This is a genomic window from Nocardiopsis sp. iso_238, from assembly GCF_056173325.1.
This window is the reverse complement of the sequence record NZ_CM149668.1, coordinates 1033094-1054028: the sequence shown is the minus strand read 5'-3', so window position 1 is coordinate 1054028 and position 20935 is coordinate 1033094. Positions and strand designations below refer to the sequence as shown.

Genomic DNA, 20935 nt, shown 5'->3' with positions numbered 1-20935 from the left:
CTCTGGGTTTCGTGGGTTCTTGGGGTGTTCAGGCGGCGACGGGCGCGGGGTTCTTGCGGGGACGGCCACGGGGGCGCTTGCGCGCCACGACCTGACCGGAGACGAGCAGCTGCCCGCCCCAGACGCCCCACGGCTCACGCCGTTCGAGCGCGTCCGCCAGGCACTGCTCCCGGATGGGGCAGGAACCGCAGATCGCCTTGGCCGCCTCGACCTCCGCGGGGGACTCCGCGAAGAACAGGTCCGGCTCCATACGGCAGGGAATGTCGACCTCGCCCAGCTGGGGCGCTTCCAGGACCGACGCGAGCATCGGTGCCCTCCAAGATCTTTGATCGTTCGTACAACGCGGTCGGTGTTCAGTCACCGGAACGGGTCCGGTGAGGGACCTGGACTTGCGATGCCGCCGCCTGTTCCCGCGCCCCTGGGGGACGGAGAACGAACGGAGATACAAAGAAAGCCGCGGCCCCTGTGTCGGGGTCCGCGGCCACGGTCGAGGATCTCGGCCTGTGCTGCTCTAGGCCGGAATCTTCCGTGGACACTCCCCCGATGCGCCGTAGCGCGGGGTTTCGTGCGATGCCTCGATGACGCCACCGGTGAACTTGCCGCGATCAAGGGCAGGCTCGGACTCGTGGCGCGGCTCGCCGATGACGCCGGACTCGGACATACCGGTCCCCTGGAACACGAGGCCAGATCCGATGAGCTGGACCATGCCGAGGGACTGGATGCCGTTCTGGGCGCTCGGACGACCGCCGATGGTGCTACCGCTCAGGCCGATGCCCGACACGACTCCTGTCGGGAACGGACGCCAAGCGGCCTCGGAAGCGAGGGACAACGAGGTCATCGAGTTCATCTCCGTGGTGGTCATTTGATCGGGCACCTCCTTCGAAGTCGGGCACAGGGTCTCGCACCTGTACCGAGAGCGGTTGGTTCGACGAGTACACACTACGGGCCGCCCACAAAGATCGGCAACCCATTTTTGACCTGGGAAAACGTCCGCATCCGGCCAGAACTCACCGGGAATGACGAAGGGCCCGGGAACGTTGCCCCGAGCCCTGTGGTGCCGGTCCGTCAGGACCAGCCCTCCGCGTCCACGACGCGGATCATGCCCTCCTGCACCACGGAGCAGACGAGCTGGCCGTCGCGCGTGTAGACCAGGCCCCGCGCCAGCCCCCGGGCGCCCTGGGCGGTCGGGGACTCCTGCGCGTACAGCAGCCACTCGTCGGCGCGGAACGGGCGGTGGAACCACATCGCGTGGTCGAGGCTGGCCATGGCGATCCCCGCGAACGACCTCCCGTGCCGGAGCAGCACGGTGTCCAGCAGGGTCATGTCCGAGGCGTAGGTCATGAGGCAGACCTGGGTGAGGCGGTCGTCCGGCAGCTCGCCGTCCACCTTGAACCACACCGGGTTGGTGGCCGTGCGCAGCTCCGGGTCGCGTTCGGCCTCGAACGACATCGCGCCCACCGGCCGCATCTCGATGGGGTGCCACTGCACGAAGTTGGGGACCTTCCCGAACGCCTCGCGCAGCCGCTCACGGGTGCTGAGCAGCTCCTCGGGCGGCGGGACGTCCGGCATGGGGATCTGGTGGTCCAGTCCGGGCTCCTCCTTGTGGAAGGAGGCCGAGAGTGTGAATATCGCCTTCCCGTGCTGGACGGCCACGACCCGGCGGGTGGTGAACGAACGCCCGTCGCGGACCCGGTCCACCTCGTAGACGATCGGCACGGTGGGGTCGCCGGGCCGTATGAAGTAGGCGTGCAGTGAGTGCACGTACCGTTCGGCGGGCACGGTCCGGCCCGCGGCCACGAGCGCCTGCCCGGCGACCAGTCCGCCGAAGACCCGCTGCGGCCCCTCCGCCGGGCTGATCCCCCGGAAGATGTTGACCTCGATCCGCTCCAGGTCCAGGACCCTCAGCAGGTCGGCCAGCGACTGGCCCCTGCGTTCGGCGTCGTGTTCACTCATCCTCGTCCTCTCCGTCCCCGGCCTCCCCCGCCGGTTCCCTCCCCGCGACCAGCGCGAGCACCGCCTCACCGTAACGGTCGAGCTTGGCCGGACCCACCCCGGACACCGCCGTGAGCTGGGAGACGCTGGAGGGTTCCTGCTCGGCGATGGCCTGGAGGGTGGCGTCGGTGAAGATCACGTAGGCGGGCACCTTCTGCTCCTGGCAGGTGCGCTTGCGCCAGTCGCGCAGCCGTTCCAGGAGGGCCTCGTCGTAGGTCGAGGGGCAGTCCACGCACCGGCCCAGCTTGCGCTCGGTGGCGTCGGAGAGCACGTTCGAGCAGACCCGGCAGCGCGCCGTTCCGCCCTTACGCCGGTCGCGGCGGTTCGCGGTGGAGGGCGAGGCCGGGCGCAGGCCGTCGAGGAATCGGGAGGGCTTGCGGGACTTGCGGCCGCCCGGGGAACGCGAGAGGGACCAGGACATGGCCAGGTGTTCGCGGGCGCGGGTGACCCCCACGTAGAAGAGCCTGCGCTCCTCCTCCACCTGTTCGTCGGTCTCGGCGTAGATGATGGGGATCATGCCCTCGGTGAGGCCCACGAGGAAGACCGCGTCCCACTCCAGGCCCTTGGCGGAGTGCAGGGAGGCGATGGTCACGCCCTCGAACCCGGGCGCGTGCTCGGTGGCCATGCGCGTCTCCAGCTCCTCGACGAACGTGCCCATGGTGGCGGGGCGTCCGTCGGGGCCGGGCCTGGCGGCCATGTCCTCGGCCAGCTGGGCGAGCGCGGACAGCGACTCCCAGCGCTCCCGGGCCTGGCGGCCCTCGGGCGCGCTGTCGGTGAGGCCCATCTGGGAGAGGAGGCCGCGCACCGTCGCGACCAGGGGTTCGGCCACCTCGTCGGCGGCGGCGTGCCGGGCCCCGCGCAGGGTGTGCACGGCCTGCTTGATCTCGGGGCGCTCGAAGAAGCGGGTGGTGCCGCGCACGGTGAACGGGACGCCCTCGTCCGCGAGGGCCTGCTCGTAGGAGGCCGACTGGGAGTTGGTGCGCACCAGCACCGCGATCTGGCTGGCCGGGGTGCCGTCCTCCAGCAGGACGCTGATCTTGCGTGCGACCCCGGTGGCCTCGGCGGGCTCGTCGTCGTACTCCTGGTACAGCGGGTCCGGTCCGTCGGGGCGCTGCGCCTGGAGGGTGAGGTGGTTGGCGGAGGTGGTGTCCCTGGCCTGCGCGATGACGTGGTTGGCCACCCGCACCACCTGGGGCGTGGAGCGGTAGTCGCGGACCAGCCGGACGACGGTGGCGTGCGGGTAGCGGTTGGCGAACCCGGTGAGGTAGCTGGGGGTGGCCCCGGCGAACGAGTAGATGGTCTGGCTGGGGTCGCCCACCACGCACAGGTCGTCGCGGTCGCCCAGCCAGGCGTCCAGGAGGAGCTTCTGGAGGGGGTTGACGTCCTGGAACTCGTCCACGACGAAGTACCGGTACTGGTCGCGGACCCGCTGGGCGATGGCCGGGTACTCGGTGATCATCCCGGCGGTGAGTTCGAGCATGGACTCGAAGTCGAGGAGGTTGTGCTCGCGGCACAGCTCCTCGTAGGCCTCGAAGACCCGGGCGACCTCGCCGGCGTTCATGGGGGCCTGCCGCCCGGACTTGGCCACGGCCTTGTCGTAGTCGCTGGGCCGCACCTGGGTGACCTTGGCCCACTCGATCTCGCTGGCGAGGTCGCGCAGCCCGAGCCGGTCCGGCTGCTGGCCGACCGAGTTGGCGGCGCGCGCCACCACCGAGAGCTTGCTCTCGATGAGCTTGGGCTTCTCCCCGCCGATCACCTGCGGCCAGAAGAACCCGAGCTGGCGCAGCGCGGCCGCGTGGAAGGTGCGGGCCTGGACCCGGGGGGCGCCCAGGGAGCGGAGCCGACCGCGCATCTCCCCGGCGGCGCGGGCGGTGAAGGTGACCGCCAGGATCTGCTGTTCGGAGACGACCCCGCTGGCGACGGCGTGCGCGATCCGGTGGGTGACGGCCCTGGTCTTCCCCGTTCCGGCACCGGCGAGGATGCACACGGGGCCGCGCAGGGCGCGCGCCGCCTCGGTCTGTTCCGGGTCCAGTCCCTCCAGGACGCGGTCGGGGTCCATGGTGCTCCTGAATCTGGTTGGGGAGGCTGCGTCCGCCGGGGCGGCTGACTCGCCGTGGGCGCACAGTCTCTCAAGTATCGGTCGTCACCGGGAGCGGATGGGCCGGGTGCGCGGGTGTCGGCGGCGGCGCTTCCCCGAGCTGCCCGAACAGTCCGGGTGAGACATTCCAGAACCAGGAGGCCCTGTGAGGCGTCCCACGTTGTGTCGATCGGTCATGGGAAGCGGCGGGACCCCCTTGGTGTTGGAATGGGGGTACTGATCCCCGAACATGACCGTCGACCAGGAAGACGTGAGCGAGATGACGAGTACGGGCACCGAACGATTCACGATGTACAGCACCCCCTGGTGCGGGTACTGCAAGCGCCTCAAGAGCCAGCTCTCCCGTGAGGGCATCGCGGTGCGCGAGGTGAACATCGAGGAGAATCCGGAGGCCGCGGAGTACGTCATGAAGGTCAACAACGGGAACCAGACGGTCCCGACGGTGGTCTTCAGCGACGAGACCGCGATGACCAACCCGTCCCTCGCTCAGGTGAAGAAGAAGTTGGCCGAGCTGTCCTGAGGACGAACGGCGCGGGCCGCCCTGGTGCGGCCCGCGCGGCGGGACCCCCTCCCCCAGGGGGCGGACACCCCCGCGTTCCGTACGGCGGCGAGGTCGGCACCGTAGCGCGGACGATGACGGGGAGTGTTGAGTTGGGGGACGATATGAGGCCTCATGACGTGGCGGTCACCGACACGGTGACCGTCGAAGTGGTGCGGCGCACCCCTAACGGGTGGCGCGTGGGCACCGAGCAGCACGGGCACGATGCGCCTGACCTGGTCAGCGCCATGGTCCTGGCGGATCTCCTCACCTCCGAGGCGGGGACCGGCCGTCCCCGCACGCAGGCGCCCGGCCGGGCCCCGGAGGGGGCCTCCGAGGTGGAGCGGCTGCGGCACACGATCACGCAGCTGGAGCACGCGCTGCACTCGCGGGTCGTGGTGGAGCAGGCCATCGGCGTGCTGGCGGAGCGGCACACGATGCCGCCGCGCGAGGCGTTCGAGAGACTGCGCTCCTCGGCCAGGTCGCGTGGCAGGAAGGTCGCCGACCTGGCTCAGGACGTGGTGGACAGCAGCACGAGTCCGCTGACCGTCCTTCCGGACGAGCTGACCGGGACCGGGACCGCCTGAACCGCCCCGGGTGACTCGGCCCGGGTCGCGGGTCCCGGTGGAGCGGGCCCGAGGGTGTGGGCCGCGGGCGTCCGGTGCGGGGGGACGGACGGCCCGCGGTTCCGGTCCGCCCGTGTGCGCGGTGACGGTTCCGTCGCCGCGGCTCACCAGCCTCCGGGCAGCTCCGCGCCGTACCAGTGCTCGATCAGCGTGCGCGCGATGGAGACCCGGCCGGGGAGGCTGACCTCCTCGGAGTGCACGGCCTCGGCCAGTGCGGCCCGGGTGAACCAGCGGGTCTCCGCGATCTCGTCGTCGGTGCGTTCGGTCTCGCCCACCGCGCGTGCGGTGTAGCCCATCATGAGGCTGCGCGGGAACGGCCACGGCTGGGAGGACACGTAGCGGGGCGACTCCACGACCACGCCGGCCTCCTCCGCGACCTCGCGGATCACGGCCTGTTCCAGGGACTCGCCCGCGTCGACGAACCCGGCCAGCACGGAGAAGCGCTTCGCGTCCCAGTGGGGGTTGTTGCCGAGCAGGCACTCCTCCTGGCCGTCGCGTTCACGGTGCACCAGCATGATCACGGCCGGGTCCATCCGGGGGAACTGTTCGGTGCCCTCCTCCTCGCAGACGCGGACGTGACCGGCCTTCTCGATGCGTGTGGGTGCGCCGCAGCGGGGGCAGAAGCCGTGGCTGGCGTTCCAGTTGGCGAGGGCGATGGCACGGGTGAACAGGCCGGTGTCGTGGTCGCTGAGGATCGCGCCGACCTCGCGCAGGGACGCGGGTTCGGCGACGGGATTGGGCTCCAGCTCCTGGTGGGAGCGCACGGCGAAGTAGGCGCGGTCGCCGTCGCTGCCCAGGAGGTAGCGCTCGCCCGGGGGCGCGTGGTGGGGGTCGGTCAGGACCAGTTCCCGGGTCTGCCCGGTGGTGACGAGGGCCCGCGACTGCTTGGCCATGAGCGCCTGCCAGCCGTAGCTGCCGGGTTCTCCGCCCTCCAGGACGAGGACGCGGGTGCCGGGGTCGGCCCAGGCGGCGGCGAGCCAGGCGTCGTCTCCGCGCCGGTGTCCGGCGGGGTCGACGGTGGACCGGGCGAGCAGGGGTGTGGCTTCGGTTTCCATGGGACCTTCCGACGTGGTGGTTCTCCCCCAGGTGTAACGCCTTCGGGGGGTCCGCGCACTCCCGTTGGGCAAACCCGCGCGGCCGCCGCCCGGACTGCGGCGGCCGCGAACGGATCCGGGGCGGGGGCTCAGGCGTCCGTGGCGGCGCCGAGCTCCTCCCACAGGTGGGCGACGCTCTCCGCGCCCTTGAGCAGGAGCGGCGTCTCGACCTTCTCGTTGGGGGCGTGGATGCGGTCCTCGTTGAGGCCCACGGCCACGAACACCAGCGGCGCCTCCAGGATGTCCGCGATGTCGGCCTCGGGGCCGCTGCCGCCCTCGCGGGTGAAGAGGACCTCCTTGCCGAAGGCGCGCCCCATGGCGGAGCGGGCGGCCTTCAGGGCCGTGGAGGACAGGTCGGAGGCGCAGGCGCGCACGCCCGGCCCGCCGAACTCCAGCTCGGCGCGGACGCCCTCGGGGGTGGCGGCCTCCACGTAGGCGCGGACGCGGTCCTGGATCTCCAGGGGTTCCTGGCCGGGGACGAGGCGGAAGCTGATCTTGGCGTGGGCGGAGCGGGGGACGATGGTCTTGCCGCCCGCGCCGGTGTGCCCGCCCCACATGCCGTTGATCTCGGCGGTCGGCCGCAGCCAGACGCGCTCCAGGGTGCTGTACCCCTTCTCCCCGCGCGCGGCGGTGGAGGCTGCGGTGGCCAGCCACTCGGCCTCGTCGAAGGGCAGTCGTGCGATGAGCTCGCGCTCCTCGGCGCTGGCCTCGACGACACCGTCGTAGAAGCCGGGGATCGCGACCCGGTCGTCGGCGTCGTGCAGACCGGAGAGGACGTCGCTCATGATCTTGAGCGGGTTGGGCACGGCGCCGCCGAAGGAGCCGCTGTGGAGGTCGCGCTCGGGGCCGTACAGGCTGATCTCGACGTCGGTGACGCCGCGCATGCCGACGCACATGGACGGGGTGTCCGCCGCCCACATGGTGGTGTCGGAGATGACGGCGACGTCGCAGCGCAGGCGCTCGCGGTTGGCCTTCATGAGGTCCGCGAAGTGGACGGAGCCGGACTCCTCCTCGCCCTCGACGAGGAACTTGAGGGTGACCGGCGGGGCCTGTCCGCCGGAGGCGGCCAGGGCGGCGCGCACGCCGAGGGCGTGGAAGAGGACCTGGCCCTTGTCGTCGGAGGCGCCGCGCGCGTACAGGGAGGTGCCGCGTTCGGTGGGGACGAAGGGCTCGGTCTCCCACTCCTCCAGGGGGTCCACCGGCTGCACGTCGTGGTGGCCGTAGACGAGCACGGTCGGCGCGGCGGGGTCGGAGGCCGGCCACTCGGCGTACACGGCGGGCAGGCCGGGGGTCTCCCAGACCTCGACGGTGGGGAACCCGGTGGCGGTGAGGTGGTCGGCCAGCCAGCGGGCCGAACGGCGCACGTCGTCGTGGTGCTCGGGGTCTGCGGAGATCGAGGGGATCGCCAGCCACTCCTTGAGCGAGGAGAGGAACTCGTCCCGGTGGGCCTCGATATAGGCGCGCGCGTCCATCAGCCGTCCTTGTCCTAGACATCCTTGTCAGGATCGACCTTAGAACCTGGACAAAGAGGACTTGACCTCGCGACTCCTTGTCACGGGGGTGGACTGCGCCGACGATGGGTCGTACACAGTGCGTCCAACGAGGACGAGTGCGTGGACCTGATCTTCCACGCCCTGTCGGAGACCACGCGCCACGACATCCCGTACCACCGGTGGAGGGGGAGCTGTCGGTGCCGGTCCGGCCCCGCCGATCATCACGGCGCGGCCCGAGACGGAGCGCTCCGACCAGACCGAGGCGCCCGGCGCGTAGCGCCTCGGACCACCACGAAGGGATCGAACCGATGGCTGTCACCAGTGTTGACAAGGACTTCGAGAACCAGACCCTCACGCTCACCTGCGACCTGCCCGCCACCGTGGAGCGGAGCTGGGAGCTGTGGTCGGACCCGCGCCAGCTGGAGCGCTGGTGGGGGCCGCCGACCTACCCGGCGACGGTGGTCCTGCACGAGTTCACGCCCGGGGGCGCCGTCACGTACTACATGACCGGTCCCGAGGGCGACCAGCACCACGGATGGTGGCAGGTGGAGAGGGTGGAGGCGCCGCGTTCGCTGGAGTTCACGGACGGTTTCGGGGAGACACCGGGCGACCCGGGCGACCTGCCCGTCGCCTCCGTGCGGGTGGACATCGGTGAACACGGCGGCGGCGTCCGCATGACCGTGCGCACCACCTTCGCGTCCACGGAGGCGATGGAGCAGATGCTGGACATGGGTATGGCCGAGGGTATGCAGGAGGCCATGGGCCAGATCGAGGACGTCCTCGCCTCCTGACCCGGACGGACCCGCACCAGGCGCCCCCGCACCGCGACGACGGTGCGGGGGCGCCGCGTGTCCGGGGCCGGGATCAGCCCCGGGCGGCCTCGCGCTCGGTGAGCAGGTCCGGCAGGGCGGCGACGGAGTCCAGCACGTGGGTGGCCCCGGCCGCGCGCAGGGTGTCGGCGTCGTGGGCGCCGGTCAGGACCCCCGCGACGAGTCCGGCCCCGGCACTGAGCCCCGTGCGCACGTCCGAGGCGGTGTCACCGGCCACGGCCACCGCCGCCACCGAGGAGACCCCGGCGCGCAGGACGGCGGCCAGGACCATGTCCGGGTGGGGGCGGCCCCGCCCGCCCACGTCCGACGGGCACAGGGTGTGGTCCACCAGGTCCCGCCAGCCGAGGGCCGCGAGGATCCGGTCCTGGGTGTCGCGGGCGAACCCGGTGGTCAGAGCGACGACGCGGCCCTCTTCGCGCAGACGGCGCAGGGTCCGCTCCGCTCCGGGCAGGGGGGCGCAGTGGCCCCGGTCCACCAGGTCGGCGTACGCGGTCTCGAAGGCGGTGTTGGCGTCCCGGGCGCGCTCCTCGTCGCCGCCGCTGAGGTGGCGGAACACGGTGATCTTGGATTCGCCCATGGTGGCGCGCACGTGCGCGAGGTCGGACTCGGTGAAGTCCGGCAGGGCGGCGCGGAAGGCGCGCTCGACCAGGCCGTCGTCGGCGACGGTGGTCCCGGCCATGTCCAGCACGACCAGTTCGGTGCGGACGGGGTTCTCGGTCATGGTCACCATTCCAGTTGGTCCGCGGTGGTCTCGGCCAGGGCGGGGGCGCAGGTCATGCCCCGGCCGCCGGGCCCGGTGACCAGCCACGCGGAGTCGGCGACGGGGGCGCGGTGGACGACGCGCGCGGTGTCGACGCACTGGGCGTAGACCCCGGCCCAGCGGCGGCGGACTGGCGGGACCGGGCGGCCGAGGAGGCGTTCGGCCACCCCGGCGAGGTGTTCGTAGGGGTCCTCGACGGTGTCGAAGGAGAAGGGGTGTGCGTACTCGTGGGTGTCCCCGATCGTGAGGGAGCCGTCCGCGCGCTGGACCATGAGCAGCTGCGTGCCGTGGTCGCGGGCGGTGGGCGGCTGGGGCTGCCCGTCGTTGAGGGCGTCCAGCTCCGCGCCCCGGTAGGCCGGGTAGTAGCGGAAGCTGTCGGCGTCGGCCACCGAGGTGGTGAGGGCCGCGTCCAGCGGGGCGGTCTGCATCATCTGGAGTCGGACCCGGCGCACGGGCAGGTCGGGCGCGAGTTCGCGGACCAGGCCGCCGAGCCAGGCGCCGGTGCAGAGCACGACCTGGTCTCCGTGGTGGACCTCGCCGTGGTCGTCGCGAACGGCCCCGGGCGCGGGGAGGTCCCGGACCTCCCGGCCGGTGAGCAGGGTGTACCGACCGCTGCGGGCGAGCTCAGCCTGGAGGGCGCGCTGGGCCACTCGGGGCTCGACCTGGGCGTCGCGGCGGCACCACAGGCCGCCGAGGAGGTCCCCGCGCAGGGCCGGGTTGACCTCGCGGACACGGTCGGCAGTGAGCAGTGCGAACCCTCGCCGCTCCGCCTCAGGGCCCCGGGCCGCGGCCTCGGCCACGGCCAGCTCGGCGTCGGTGGTCACGGCGGTGAGCGAACCCGAAGGGCGGAAGCCCAGGTCGGGGACGCGCTCAGCGATCCCCTCCCACAGTTCCCGGGCCCGCAGCGCGGTCTCCAGTTCCGGTCCGGAGGAGCGGCCGCTGACCCACACCAGGCCGAAGTTGCGGACGGAGGCGCCCCGGGCCGCGGCCTCGCGTTCGATGTGGACGACCTCATGGCCCCGGGAGACGGCCTGCCAGGCGTGCATGGTGCCGAGTACCCCGGCGCCGACGATGATCACTCTCATGCCCCGAGCGTGGCGGGCGCGGGTGGAGGGGCCGGTTCCCGGCGGGGAAGCGCGGGTGAACCGGCCCCGAACTCTGTCCCGACCGGCGGGGCGAGGGACGGTTTCCGCGTGAACACCCCGTGTGAACAGGGAACCTTCTACGCTGACCGGGACTCTGAGTCAAGGGGCGGGAAAGGCCCGCCCACTCGCACAGGAGGCCCGCGTGAGCAACAACCCCCAGATCGCCGCCAGGTTCGGTGACCTCTTCGACACCCTGGACACCGACGGCGACCAGGCCGTGACCTGGGCGGACTACCAGAGGCTCGTGAACCGGTACCTGTCCGGCTACGGCATGGAGGCGTCGGCGCCCAGGGCCGTCGCGATCCAGGAGGCGTACGAGTCCCTGTGGGGCACGCTGGTGCGGACCTCCGCCGAGGTGCGCCTGAACCGCGAGCAGTTCGTGGACGCCATGCAGGAGGCCACGGAGGACCGGAGCCGGTGGAACACGGCCGAGGCCGTCGCGGAGGCCGTCTTCGACCTGCTGGACGGGGACGGTGACGGCACCATCAGCCAGGAGGAGTTCCTGGTGTACGCCAAGGCCCTGGGCGCCCAGGAGGAGGACGCCCGCAAGCGGTTCGCCCACGTGGACACCGACGGGGACGGCGACATGAGCCGCGAGGAGTTCGTGCAGTCGGCCCGCCTGTACCTGTTCGGTGACGACATCGACTCCCCCGGCGGCTTCGTCTTCGGCGTCGTCTAGTGCGCCGCCCCGGTCAGGTGGTCCGCGCCCGGCTGACCGGGGCAGGAGCTGGTCCGGGGTCCCCTCTCACCCCTCACTCCGGAAAGCGGGTCCCCGCCTTCCGCGCCTGGTGGAAGAGATCGAAGAGGGTCGCCTCGATCGCCATGTCCGCGATGGTCCGCAACGTGTCGTCGGACCAGGGTTCGAGGTCGGGAAGGCGTGAGGAGGCGTCGCTCCTCATCGTCGACATGACCGTGTCCAGGTTGGCGCGACCGAAGCACCAGAGGATGGTCTCCGCGTCCGGCGTCCAGCCTTCGCTCCCGCTCGTTGCCATGCGGTCCAGGTAACCAGATCTCGCCTGTTCAGCGGGGTTGCGACAGTCCGGCGGGCCGGGCGGGCAGCGGAGGGGGCGGTGAGGGAAGCGGGGGTCCTTGGGCCTGTGCGGAACGGTGAGCCGTGTCGCGGCCGGTCAAGGAAAGACGGCAGCGAAGGTGGGTCCGGTCCCAGGGCTGCGCGGAACGGTGAGCCGTGTCGCGGCCGGTAGGTGGGCAACGAAAAGCGGCGACGAGGGTGGGTGTTCCTCCGGGGCTGCGCGGAACGGTGAGCCGTGTCGCGGCCGGTCAAGGAAAGACGGCAGCGAAGGTGGGTCCGGTCCCGGGGCTGCGCGGAACGCTGGGCCGTGTCGCGGCCGGTCAAGGTGGGTGACGAAAAGCGGCGGCGAGGGTGGGTGTTCCTCCGGGTCTGTGCGGAGCGGGCTTCGTGTCGCGGCCGGTCAAGGTGGGCAGCGAAAAGCGGCAGCGAGGGCGGGTGAGGGTTTGTGTAGCACACCCGTGCGACCTTTTTGGGGTTATCCACAATGGTCGGGCGACCATTTCTCCTGGCCAATGGGAACGCTTTTATGGCCACTCGGCTATAGTGCCACAAAGAGCTATTAGCCTACTATGGGAATATGGATCTCCTTCCCGCAGCACCCGCCTCTTCCACCGGGTCCACCCCGGTGGAAGAGGCCGTGCGCGCTGCCCGGGAACAGGCCACCGCCTTCTTCACCCGCGACCTGGCGCCCGGATGTGAGGGCGAGGTACTGGACCAAGCCACCCGCCTGTGGGAAGAGCTCGACCAGATCAAGTACCACATGGTCACCGCCCTGGCCCGTATCGAGGCCAGCGGGCAGCTTCTGGGCGAGGGCGGTCAGCGCGACCTGGCGAAGTGGATACGACACTCCTTCGGTATTCCCGCCGCCCAGGCCAACGAAATGGCAACCGTGGGACGCTCCGCAATACGTGAGACTTTCCCGGGAACCACGCGGGCCATGGAAGCGGGTGAGCTTTCTTTCGGAGAAGCCGCCGCGGTGGTGTCGGGGGTGGAACGGGCGGTGGAGAAAAGGAACCCCGCCGACAACCCCGACCCCGACCTGTTCCGCGCGAAAATGGAACACGGGCTGCTCGCCTTCAAACAGGAACGCCCCCACACCTGCGTGGCGGGGCTGGGTAGGGCCGCCCTGCAGATGGGGGCCAGGCTCGACCCCAACCGGATCGAACGCGACCACGACGCCGCCCACGCCGAGCGGGGCGCGATGCTGTCACGGACCTTCGGTGGGAGTTTCCTGTTCCAGGCGTGGGGGTCGGCCGCTGACGCGCTGCGGTTGGAAGCGGTGTTGGAGGGTTACGCCAACCCGCACCACCCCGAAGAGGGGCTGTCGCGAGCGCAGCGGGACTATGACGCGTTCTTCAACGCGGTGGGCCACGCCCAGACCCACCAGGGGTGTGAGAAGCCCTCCACCCCGGCGGCGCTCATCAACATCCTCATCCCCGCCACCACCCTGGCCGGGGGCGAAGGCCAGGACCCGGCGACCACGCAGGAGGGGCGGGTGGTCCCCACCAGCATGGTGCGGGAGCTGCTGGGGGAGAGTCTGGTGCGGCACCTGATGGTGGAGCACCGCACTGGTGCGGTGCTGGACGTGGGGCACGAGTACCGGACCGCGACCCCGCAGATCAAAGCGGCCGCGTACCTGGGGCACACCACTTGTGCGTGGCAGTACGGGTGTGATGTGCCGTTGAAGTGGACGCAGGCCGATCACATCGTGGAGTGGTGGCAGGGCGGGCGTACCAGCGCCGACAACATCCAGCCCTTGTGCTCGACTCATAACCGGTTGAAGCACCGGTGGGGGTTGCGTAAGGACCGCAGGATGTGGGCTGGCCGCAACCGGGGCCGACCACCCACCCCACCAGGAATACCGGGCCTACCGGGCCGGGTGCCAGCACCACGCCCACCCCGCGAATAACCGCCGAACCCCGGCCCCCTACCCCCGCACGCCCCACCGCACTTCTGCACGCCCAACCGCACTTCTGTGTGCCTGGAGTGAGAGGAACCCCGTCATGCCCACACCCGACACCCCCGCCCAGGCCGTCCCCGCCCAGGGCGTGACAGGCCTGGGTCCAGGCCCGCAGGCAGGCGCGAAGACTCCCCCCGACAGCACGTCCCGCCCTACGGACCACCGACCCCGACCCCGCTCGCTCCCTCGCTACCGCAGTTCCGTTGGGGCGGGTGACCGGCCGCGACACGAAGCCCGCTCCGCACAGAGCTGGGGACACACCCACCTTCGCTGCCGCAGTTCCGTCCGGGGCAATGACCGGCCGCGACACGATGCACGCTCCGCACAGGGCCGAGGACACACCCACCCTCGCCGCCGTAGTTCCGTTGGGGCGGGTGACCGGCCGCGACACGACACACGCTCCGCACAGACCCCAGGAAACACCCGCCCTCGCTGCCGCAGTTCCGTCCGGGGCAATGACCAGCCGCGACACGACACACGCTCGGCACAGACCCAGGGACACACCCACCCTCGCTGCCGCAGTTCAGTCCGAGTGGATCGGGCTCCGTCATGTCCGGGGGCATCGCCCGAGCGCTCAGCCGGGTTCGGGGATGTTGGTGATCAGGGCCGCCAGTCCATCCGCGTCCAGCAGGTCGGCGGGGCGCACGGTCTCTCCGGCCCGCACGTAGTGGAACGCCGCGCGAACCTCCTCCAGCTCCACCCCGGCCAGGTCGGCCCAGGCCAGACGGTAGGCGGCGAGCTGCACGCCGACCGCCCGACGCTCCACGTCGTTACCCGGCGGTCGACCGGTCTTCCAGTCCACGACGTCGTACCGCCCGGTCTCGGCGTCATGGAACACCGCGTCCATCCGGCCACGGATCAGCCGGTCACCGATGACCGTCTCGAACGGCACCTCGACCTCGGCCGGAATCCGCGCGCCCCACTCGCTCTCCTCGAACCGGCGCTGGAGTTCGGCCAGGTCCTCGTCCTCACCGGCGGTCTCGTCGGCGGCCCCCGGCAACTCGTCCAGCAGCGTCGCGTTGTGGCCGAACCGCTGTTCCAACCACGTGTGGAAGGCCGTGCCCCTGCGCGTGTGCGGCGCGGGTGGCCTCGGCAACGGTCGGCGGATCTGCCGGGCCAGCGCGGAGGGATCGCGCGCCAGCCAGACCATGGAGGACACGGACAGGTGGTCGGGCAGCTCCACCTGGACCGGCCCCTCCCCCGGACCCTTGGCGGCCCGGTCCCGGTGGGCGAGCAGCAGTTCGGTGTCGCGCTCCCAGCCCTGGAGCCTGCGGCGCAGCCCCTCGGGGGGCTTCCTCGGCCCGGCCGGTTTCCCCTCACGCAGACGCGCACGCGCCTGCTCGACCAGCTCCGCACCGGCCAGGATCTGGGCACGGCGGGAGTCGGCGGGGGGCTGTTCCCCCGGGGTCGGCTCGCGCTCCGGTACCGAATCCGGGTCCAGGTCGGGCTCGGGCTCGACGATCGCGTCGAAGTCGGGCGCCGGAACGTCGTCGAACTCGGGGTCGTACTCCGGCTCGTACTCGAAGTCCGGCACGGGCTCCGGCACGGCCGGGACCGGCAGCAGCACCGGGGCGGGCTCGGCGGAACCCGAGGCGGCGGGCACGTCCTCGGGCGGCCACACCGCCGAGGACTCCTCCTCGTCGTGCGGGTTGGTGTCCTCCGGGTCCGGCGGCGGATCCCAGCGCACCACTCCCCCGGCGCCCTGCTCACAGGCCTCCCGGATCTCCTCCAGGAACTCCGAGGGCCCGCGCGGGGTACTGCCGGTCCGTCCCCACCAGTGACCGGTGCACACCAGCTCGTAGGAGGCCCGGGTGACCGCCACGTACGCCAGCCGCCGCTCCTCCATCAGGTGGCGGGCCTCCTCGGCCTCCTTGAAGGCGGCGATGTCCTCCTTCTCGACCCCGCGCAACGTGGGCAGGCTGGAGCGGTCGCCGCGCAGCGGGTACGGCAGCTGGTGGTCGGCCTTCACCCAGGCGTGGGAGTCGCGGGCCTTGGCGGGGAAGAGCGGCGCGCGGGCTCCCGCGCTCACCCCGGGCACGATCACCACGGGCCACTCCAGGCCCTTGGCGCCGTGCATGGTCATGAGCTTCACGCTGTCCGAGCCGCCCACGCGCTCCCCCGGGCTGAGGGCGCTCTCGTTCTCCTCGGCCGCGTTGAGGTAGCCGAGGAAACTCCCCAGGGTGGGGTCCTCGGAGTTGCCGACGAAGCGGACGGCGTGGTCCACGAAGGCGTCCAGGTCGGCGCGGGCCGAGAGGGGGTCGCGGTTGGTGCGGGCGCCCACCTCGATGTCCAGGCCCAGCATCCGCTCGATCTCGGTGATCAGGTCCGGCAGCGGCTGCCCCACGAGCTTGCGCAGGGTGCGCAGCTCCTCCGCGAGACGGCCGAGGCGTTCGTAGGCGGTCTCCGAGTAGTTCTCGGCGGGACCGGGGTCGTCGACGGCGTCCACGAGACTGCCGCTCTCGGCGGTGAGGTCCAGGACGGTGCGGCGCAGCAGGTCCTCCGACTCCTCGTGCGCCCCCTCCTCCGCTGCCGGTCCGGTGAGGTCGCGGCGGGTGTGCCGGGCCAGCTCGGTGGCGCGGGTGCCGAGGGCCGCGAGGTCACGGGGGCCCATCCGCCAGCGCGGACCGGTGAGCAGGCGGGCGAGCTCGTTCCCGGCGGAGGCGTCGTGCACCACGCGCAGGGTGGCGATGATGTCGCGAACCTCGGGCACCAGCATGAGCCCGCCCAGGCCGACCACCTCCACGGGGATGCCGCGCGCCTCCAGGGCGTCGCGCAGCGGCGGGAACTGGGACCTCTTACGGCACAGCACCGCGACGTCGCCGGGGCTGACCCCGCCGTCGGGCCCCCCGCCGGACTCGCTCTCGGGCCACACCAGCCCGTCCGGGGCGAACACCTGGCCACCCGGCCGGTCGGCGTCGGCACGGAGCAGGTCCCGCACGTGGTCGGCGATCCACTCGGCCTCCTCGGTCTCCGTGGCGAACAGCCCCGCGCGCGCCGTGCCGCGCCCCTGCCTGGCCTGGCTGGGGTGCAGCACCGGGACGTCGGCCGCCTCGGCGCGCAACGGTTCCGAGATGCGCTTGGCCACCCGCAGGACCCGTTCACCGTTGCGGAAGCTGAAGGTGAGGCGGCGGACCGGAGCGGGGCGTCCGGGCGCGACCGGGAAGTCGGTGGGGAAGCTGGTGAGGTTGGCGGCGATCGCCCCCCGCCACCCGTAGATGGACTGGCAGGGGTCGCCCACGGCGGTCACCGCGTGCCCCTCACCGAACAGCGCCCGCAACAGCACCAGCTGGGCGTGGCTGGTGTCCTGGTACTCGTCCAGGAGCACCACGCGGAACCGGCCGCGCTCGATCAGCCCGACCTCGGCGTGGTTCTGGGCGATGCGGGCGGCCAACGCCATCTGGTCCCCGAAGTCCATCGCCTCGCGCGCGTGCTTGGCGTGGTCGTAGCGGTCCACCAGCGGGAGCAGCTGCTCGCGGCGGCGCTGGGTGTCCACCAGGTCCCGGGTGGGCTGGGTGGGTTTGCGCGACATCGCGTCCACCCCGGCCTGGATCCAGCGGCCCACGCCGCGCACCTGGTCGGTGGTGGTGAGGTGGTCGGAGATCTGCCCGGACAGGTCGAGGACCCGGCGGGTGACGGTGTCCGCGCCGACGTTCACGTGCTCCATGGGGCCGTCGTACTCACCGACGATCCGGGCGGCCAGCTGCCAGGCCTGGCCCTCGCTGAGCAGACGCGACGTGGGCTCGACCGCCTCGCGCAGGGCGTGGTCGGCGACGATCCGTCCCGCGTAGGAGTTGTAGGTGGAGACGGTGGGCTCGCCGTCCAGCAGCTCGTCCGGGAACTGCTCGGTGTCGCGCAGCTGCTCCAGGCGCTTGCGCACGCGCTCGGCCAGCTCGGCGGTGGCCTTGCGGGTGAAGGTCAGCCCGAGGACCTGTTCCGGGCGCACGTGGCCGTTGGCGACCAGCCACACGACGCGGGCCGCCATGGTCTCGCTCTTGCCCGAACCCGCGCCGGCGATCACCACCCCGGGCTCCAGCGGCGCCGAGATGACCTGGGCCTGCTCGGCGGTGGGTTCGGGGCGCTTGAGGAGCCGGGCCAGCTCGGCCGGGCTGAAGCGGGGCCTGTGGGGGTCGGGGGATGCGGAGGCGGGGGTCCCGGGGATGGGTTCAGACATGTCGGCCCTCGTCCTGGACCGGGCAGCAGGCGCGCACGGCGCACGCGTTGCACCCGGTGTTGCGGGTGGCGGCGAAGCGGGACCCGCCCATGCCGGTGGCGACCTCGCGGACGAGGGTCTGCGCCCATCCGGGGTCGGGGTCCTCGCCCAGCGGGGGCTGGGCCTGCTCGCGCGCCTTCTTGCTGAGTGCGGCCTTGCCGACCTGGACGAGGGCGGCGCCGCCGGGTTCGGCCAGGCCGAGCTTGGCGAAGGCGCCCCGGAGCACGGCCATCTGGTAGACGCCGAGCTGGGGGTGGCGGGCCAGGTCGTCGGCCTTGGTGCCGCCGGTCTTGATGTCCACGACCACGGCGCGGCCGTCGGAGTCGCGTTCGAGGCGGTCCACGCGGCCGGTGATCTCGATCCCGCCCACGTCCACCTTGAAGCCCTCCTCGGTGACGACCAGTTCGCGGTCGTTGACGGCGTCCCAGGTGATGAACTTGCGGACCATCTCGTCGGCGCGGTCGCGCTGCTTGTCGGACTGCCAGGGGCCGCCGAAGTCGAGGTCGGCCCAGATCTCGTCCATGCGGGCGCCGACCTCCTCGGCGGTGCCGCCCTCCGCCACCAGGACGGCGACGGCGTGCACGACGGTGCCCAGCGCGGAGGCGGAGTCGCCCGAGGAGGCCCCGGCGGCGCGCTCCAGCAGCCACCGCAGCTGGCAGTTGGTGAAGCTCTCCACCTGGGAGGGGGACACCCGGATGGTGTCCTCGGGGTCGGAGAGCGGTCGGGCGTCGGAGAAGGGGGTGAGCGCGTACCACTCCGCCGGGTCGGCGCCCCGGACGCCCTCCTCGGCCAGGCGGGCCAGGTGCGCGGCGGCGGCGGTGCGCAGGGGGTCGGGCGCCTCGGGGTCGGTCACCACCGAGCGCAGGTCCGCGACGAGCGCGGGCAGGGAGAGCCAGCGGCGGCCGGTGCTGACCGGCTCCGGGTCGCCCAGGCCCATCTCGTTGAGGAAGCGGGAGGGGCGTTCGTCGGTGTCGTCACCGCCCACGCAGGTGACGTAGAGGGAGCGGCGGGCCCGGGTGAGGGCCACGTAGAACAGGCGGCGCTCCTCGTCCAGGAGTTTGGAGGCCAGGGCGGCGCCGAAGGAGTCGGCGGCGTGGCTGCCGGAGTCCACCAGCTCCTCCACGCCGAGCAGGGAACCGCGCAGCCGCAGGTCCGGCCACTCTCCCTCCTGGGCGCCGGCGACGACGACCAGCCCCCACTCCAGGCCCTTGGAGCGGTGTGCGGTGAGGATGCGCACCGCCTCGCCCTCGGGGGCGCGCTCAGCGAGGCTGTCGCCGGGGATCTCCTGGGCGGCCAGGTCCTCCAGGAACCCGTCCGGGGTGCCCGGCGGCAGGCGGTCGCAGTAGCGGGCCGCGCTCTCGAACAGCGCCACCACGGCGTCCAGGTCGCGGTCGGCGGCGGCGCCCCGGCGGCCCCCGGCCAGGCTGGCGCGCATGAAGCGGTCCGCGAGGCCGCTGTCCCGCCACAGCTCCCAGAGGACCTGTTCGGCGTCGGCGCCCTTGGCGGCCAGCTCCCGGACGGTGCGCAGGGCGTTGGCCACGCGCAGGGCCGGGGCGGCCACGGCGGGGTCCACCAGGGTGAGTTCACCGGGGTCGCGCAGGGCGTCCACGAGGAGCCGCGCGGAGGGCCGGTATCCGGTGTCCTCGGTCCCGGCGGTGGTCTCGTCGGTCTCCGCGTTCGCGACCCGGTCCAGGTCCAGGCGGCGCAGGGCGCGCACCAGTCGGCGCAGCCGCACCGAGTCCGCCTCCCCGAAGGGGCTCATCAGGAGCTCGCGGGCGGCGTCGTCGTCCAGCTCCTCGGGGCGCAGGCCGTGGCGGATCAGGCCGAGCAGGGGGCGGACGATGGGCTCGGCGGCCACCGGGAGGTCGTCGGAGCCCACGACCACCGGCACCGAGGCGGCGGCGAGCGCGCGGCGCAGCACCGGGAGCTGGCGGCTGGAGGAACGCACCAGGACGGCCATGTCCGACCACGGCACCCCGTCCACCAGGTGGGCGCGGCGCAGGGTGTCCGCGATGACCGCGGCCTCCTGGGTGGAGCTGTCCGCCATGAGGACGTGCACCTCGCCGTCCGGGACGCCCTCGGCCGGAACGAGGTCGCGGTGCGCGTTGACCCGGCCCCGAGCGGAGGCCACGGCGGGAAGGCGGCGGGTGAGGCCGCGTGAGGCCGCGAGGAGGACGGAGCCGCTGCGACGGCAGGTGCGCAGCGCCACGACCGGGGCGTCGGCGCGCCGCAGCGTGGGGAAGCGGCGCGGGAAGTCGAGGATGTTGTCCACCTCGGCGCCGCGGAAGCCGTAGATGGACTGGTCCGGGTCGCCCACCGCGACGAGGTCGCGGCCGTCCCCGGCCAGGGCCCGCAGCAGCTCCTCCTGGGCCGGGTCGGTGTCCTGGTACTCGTCGACGAAGACCACCTCGTGGGCGGCGCGCTCGCGCTCCTGCACCTCGGGGTCGGAGAGCATGTTCGCGGCCACCCGCACGAGCTCGGCGTAGTTCAGCGTGGGGACCGGAGCGATGTCGAAGCGGCCGTTCATCCGGGACAGGAACCCGGCGGCGGCGGTCCAGTCGTCGCGGTCGCGCTCGGCGGCGGCCAGGGCCAGCTCGGCGGGGCCCAGCCCGCGTTCCTGGGCGCGCATGAGGAAGTCGCGCAGCTCCTCCGCGAACCCGCGTGTCTCCAGGGCCGGGCGCAGCCGCTCGGGCCACTCCTCGGCGCCGTCCTGGAACTCCCAGTTCAGCAGCTCGCGGACCTCCATGAGCTGCTCGGGCCCGGACAGCAGACGGGGCGGGGCGTCGCCCATCCGCTGGAACTCACGGCGGATGAGGGCGTAGGCGTAGCTGTGGAAGGTGAGCGCGAGGGGCTCCCTGGTGGTGCGCCGCAGGCGGCCGGTGATGCGCTCGCGCAGCTCCTGGGCGGCCTTGCGGCTGAAGGTGAGCACCAGGATGCGGGAGGGGTCCACGCCCCGGTTGTCGATCCGGTCCACCACGGCCTCGACGATGGTGGTGGTCTTGCCGGTCCCGGGACCGGCCAGGACCAGGAGCGGACCGCCGGGGTGGTCGACCACGCGCTGCTGGTTCTCGTCCAGCACCGGAGGCGGCAGCACCTGGTGGGCGCGCCGCACAAGACGGTACGGGGATGTGTTCACGCCTCCAGTTCACCAGAGGTCGA

At 72.3% G+C, this 20935-nt stretch carries 16 protein-coding genes; 5 read left to right on the top strand and 11 right to left on the bottom strand.

What is annotated here, in order from left to right; genetic code table 11:
- Positions 1 to 28: 28 nt before the first annotated feature.
- The 4 genes from AC0VYL_RS04725 to AC0VYL_RS04710 all read right to left on the bottom strand — a co-directional run bounded on the left by AC0VYL_RS04725 (position 29) and on the right by AC0VYL_RS04710 (position 4051).
- Positions 29 to 307 (bottom strand): WhiB family transcriptional regulator, encoded by a 279-nt coding sequence (locus AC0VYL_RS04725; protein WP_475459586.1) that lies wholly within the window; start codon positions 305 to 307, stop codon positions 29 to 31.
- A gap of 204 nt (positions 308 to 511) precedes the next feature.
- A complete protein-coding gene (locus AC0VYL_RS04720) occupies positions 512 to 862 on the bottom strand; it encodes a hypothetical protein (protein WP_475482427.1) in 351 nt (116 codons plus the stop codon).
- Between the two features lie 203 nt (positions 863 to 1065).
- Positions 1066 to 1953: an acyl-CoA thioesterase II gene (tesB, locus tag AC0VYL_RS04715; RefSeq protein ID WP_475459582.1), complete on the bottom strand. Its 888-nt coding sequence runs from the start codon at positions 1951 to 1953 to the stop codon at positions 1066 to 1068.
- The gene (locus AC0VYL_RS04710) at positions 1946 to 4051 is read right to left on the bottom strand and encodes an ATP-dependent DNA helicase UvrD2 (protein ID WP_475482426.1); all 2106 of its coding nucleotides are present in this window, start codon (positions 4049 to 4051) and stop codon (positions 1946 to 1948) included. Before AC0VYL_RS04710 ends, tesB begins: the two co-directional genes overlap by 8 nt.
- A 268-nt stretch (positions 4052 to 4319) precedes the next feature.
- Here AC0VYL_RS04710 and AC0VYL_RS04705 point away from each other — a divergent pair, with 268 nt between their 5' ends.
- On the top strand, positions 4320 to 4610 hold the full coding sequence (locus AC0VYL_RS04705; RefSeq protein ID WP_017542395.1) for a mycoredoxin: 291 nt from the start codon (positions 4320 to 4322) through the stop codon (positions 4608 to 4610).
- Positions 4611 to 4753: 143 nt separating this feature from the next.
- On the top strand, positions 4754 to 5215 hold the full coding sequence (locus tag AC0VYL_RS04700; RefSeq protein WP_475459577.1) for an ANTAR domain-containing response regulator: 462 nt from the start codon (positions 4754 to 4756) through the stop codon (positions 5213 to 5215).
- Between the two features lie 143 nt (positions 5216 to 5358).
- On the opposite strand, the gene nudC is transcribed toward AC0VYL_RS04700, so the two are convergent.
- A complete protein-coding gene (gene nudC, locus AC0VYL_RS04695; protein ID WP_475482425.1) occupies positions 5359 to 6309 on the bottom strand; it encodes an NAD(+) diphosphatase in 951 nt (316 codons plus the stop codon).
- Positions 6310 to 6437: 128 nt separating this feature from the next.
- Positions 6438 to 7820 carry a dipeptidase gene (locus AC0VYL_RS04690; protein WP_475482424.1) on the bottom strand — a complete coding sequence of 461 codons (1383 nt, stop codon included), beginning with the start codon at positions 7818 to 7820 and terminating at the stop codon, positions 6438 to 6440.
- Between the two features lie 329 nt (positions 7821 to 8149).
- On the opposite strand from AC0VYL_RS04690, the gene AC0VYL_RS04685 reads away from it, so the two are divergent.
- The gene (locus AC0VYL_RS04685; protein WP_475482423.1) at positions 8150 to 8632 is read left to right on the top strand and encodes an SRPBCC family protein; all 483 of its coding nucleotides are present in this window, start codon (positions 8150 to 8152) and stop codon (positions 8630 to 8632) included.
- Positions 8633 to 8705: 73 nt separating this feature from the next.
- Here AC0VYL_RS04685 and AC0VYL_RS04680 read toward each other — a convergent pair whose 3' ends face one another.
- Positions 8706 to 9401 (bottom strand): phosphonatase-like hydrolase, encoded by a 696-nt coding sequence (locus AC0VYL_RS04680; RefSeq protein ID WP_475482422.1) that lies wholly within the window; start codon positions 9399 to 9401, stop codon positions 8706 to 8708.
- On the bottom strand, positions 9395 to 10510 hold the full coding sequence (locus tag AC0VYL_RS04675; RefSeq protein ID WP_475483470.1) for a TIGR03364 family FAD-dependent oxidoreductase: 1116 nt from the start codon (positions 10508 to 10510) through the stop codon (positions 9395 to 9397). Before AC0VYL_RS04675 ends, AC0VYL_RS04680 begins: the two co-directional genes overlap by 7 nt.
- Positions 10511 to 10718: 208 nt before the next feature.
- Between AC0VYL_RS04675 and AC0VYL_RS04670 the strand changes: the two genes are divergently transcribed.
- Positions 10719 to 11255: an EF-hand domain-containing protein gene (locus tag AC0VYL_RS04670; protein ID WP_475482421.1), complete on the top strand. Its 537-nt coding sequence runs from the start codon at positions 10719 to 10721 to the stop codon at positions 11253 to 11255.
- 73 nt (positions 11256 to 11328) lie between these two features.
- Here AC0VYL_RS04670 and AC0VYL_RS04665 read toward each other — a convergent pair whose 3' ends face one another.
- Positions 11329 to 11568 carry a hypothetical protein gene (locus tag AC0VYL_RS04665; RefSeq protein WP_475482420.1) on the bottom strand — a complete coding sequence of 80 codons (240 nt, stop codon included), beginning with the start codon at positions 11566 to 11568 and terminating at the stop codon, positions 11329 to 11331.
- 675 nt (positions 11569 to 12243) lie between these two features.
- Here AC0VYL_RS04665 and AC0VYL_RS04660 point away from each other — a divergent pair.
- The gene (locus AC0VYL_RS04660) at positions 12244 to 13515 is read left to right on the top strand and encodes an HNH endonuclease signature motif containing protein (RefSeq protein ID WP_475482419.1); all 1272 of its coding nucleotides are present in this window, start codon (positions 12244 to 12246) and stop codon (positions 13513 to 13515) included.
- Between the two features lie 625 nt (positions 13516 to 14140).
- On the opposite strand, the gene AC0VYL_RS04655 is transcribed toward AC0VYL_RS04660, so the two are convergent.
- Both AC0VYL_RS04655 and AC0VYL_RS04650 read right to left on the bottom strand, forming a co-directional pair.
- Complete coding sequence (locus tag AC0VYL_RS04655; RefSeq protein WP_475482418.1) at positions 14141 to 17737, bottom strand: UvrD-helicase domain-containing protein; 3597 nt, start codon at positions 17735 to 17737, stop codon at positions 14141 to 14143.
- A complete protein-coding gene (locus AC0VYL_RS04650; protein WP_475462947.1) occupies positions 17730 to 20888 on the bottom strand; it encodes an ATP-dependent helicase in 3159 nt (1052 codons plus the stop codon). The genes AC0VYL_RS04655 and AC0VYL_RS04650 overlap by 8 nt, the downstream gene beginning before the upstream one ends.
- Positions 20889 to 20935: the final 47 nt, after the last annotated feature.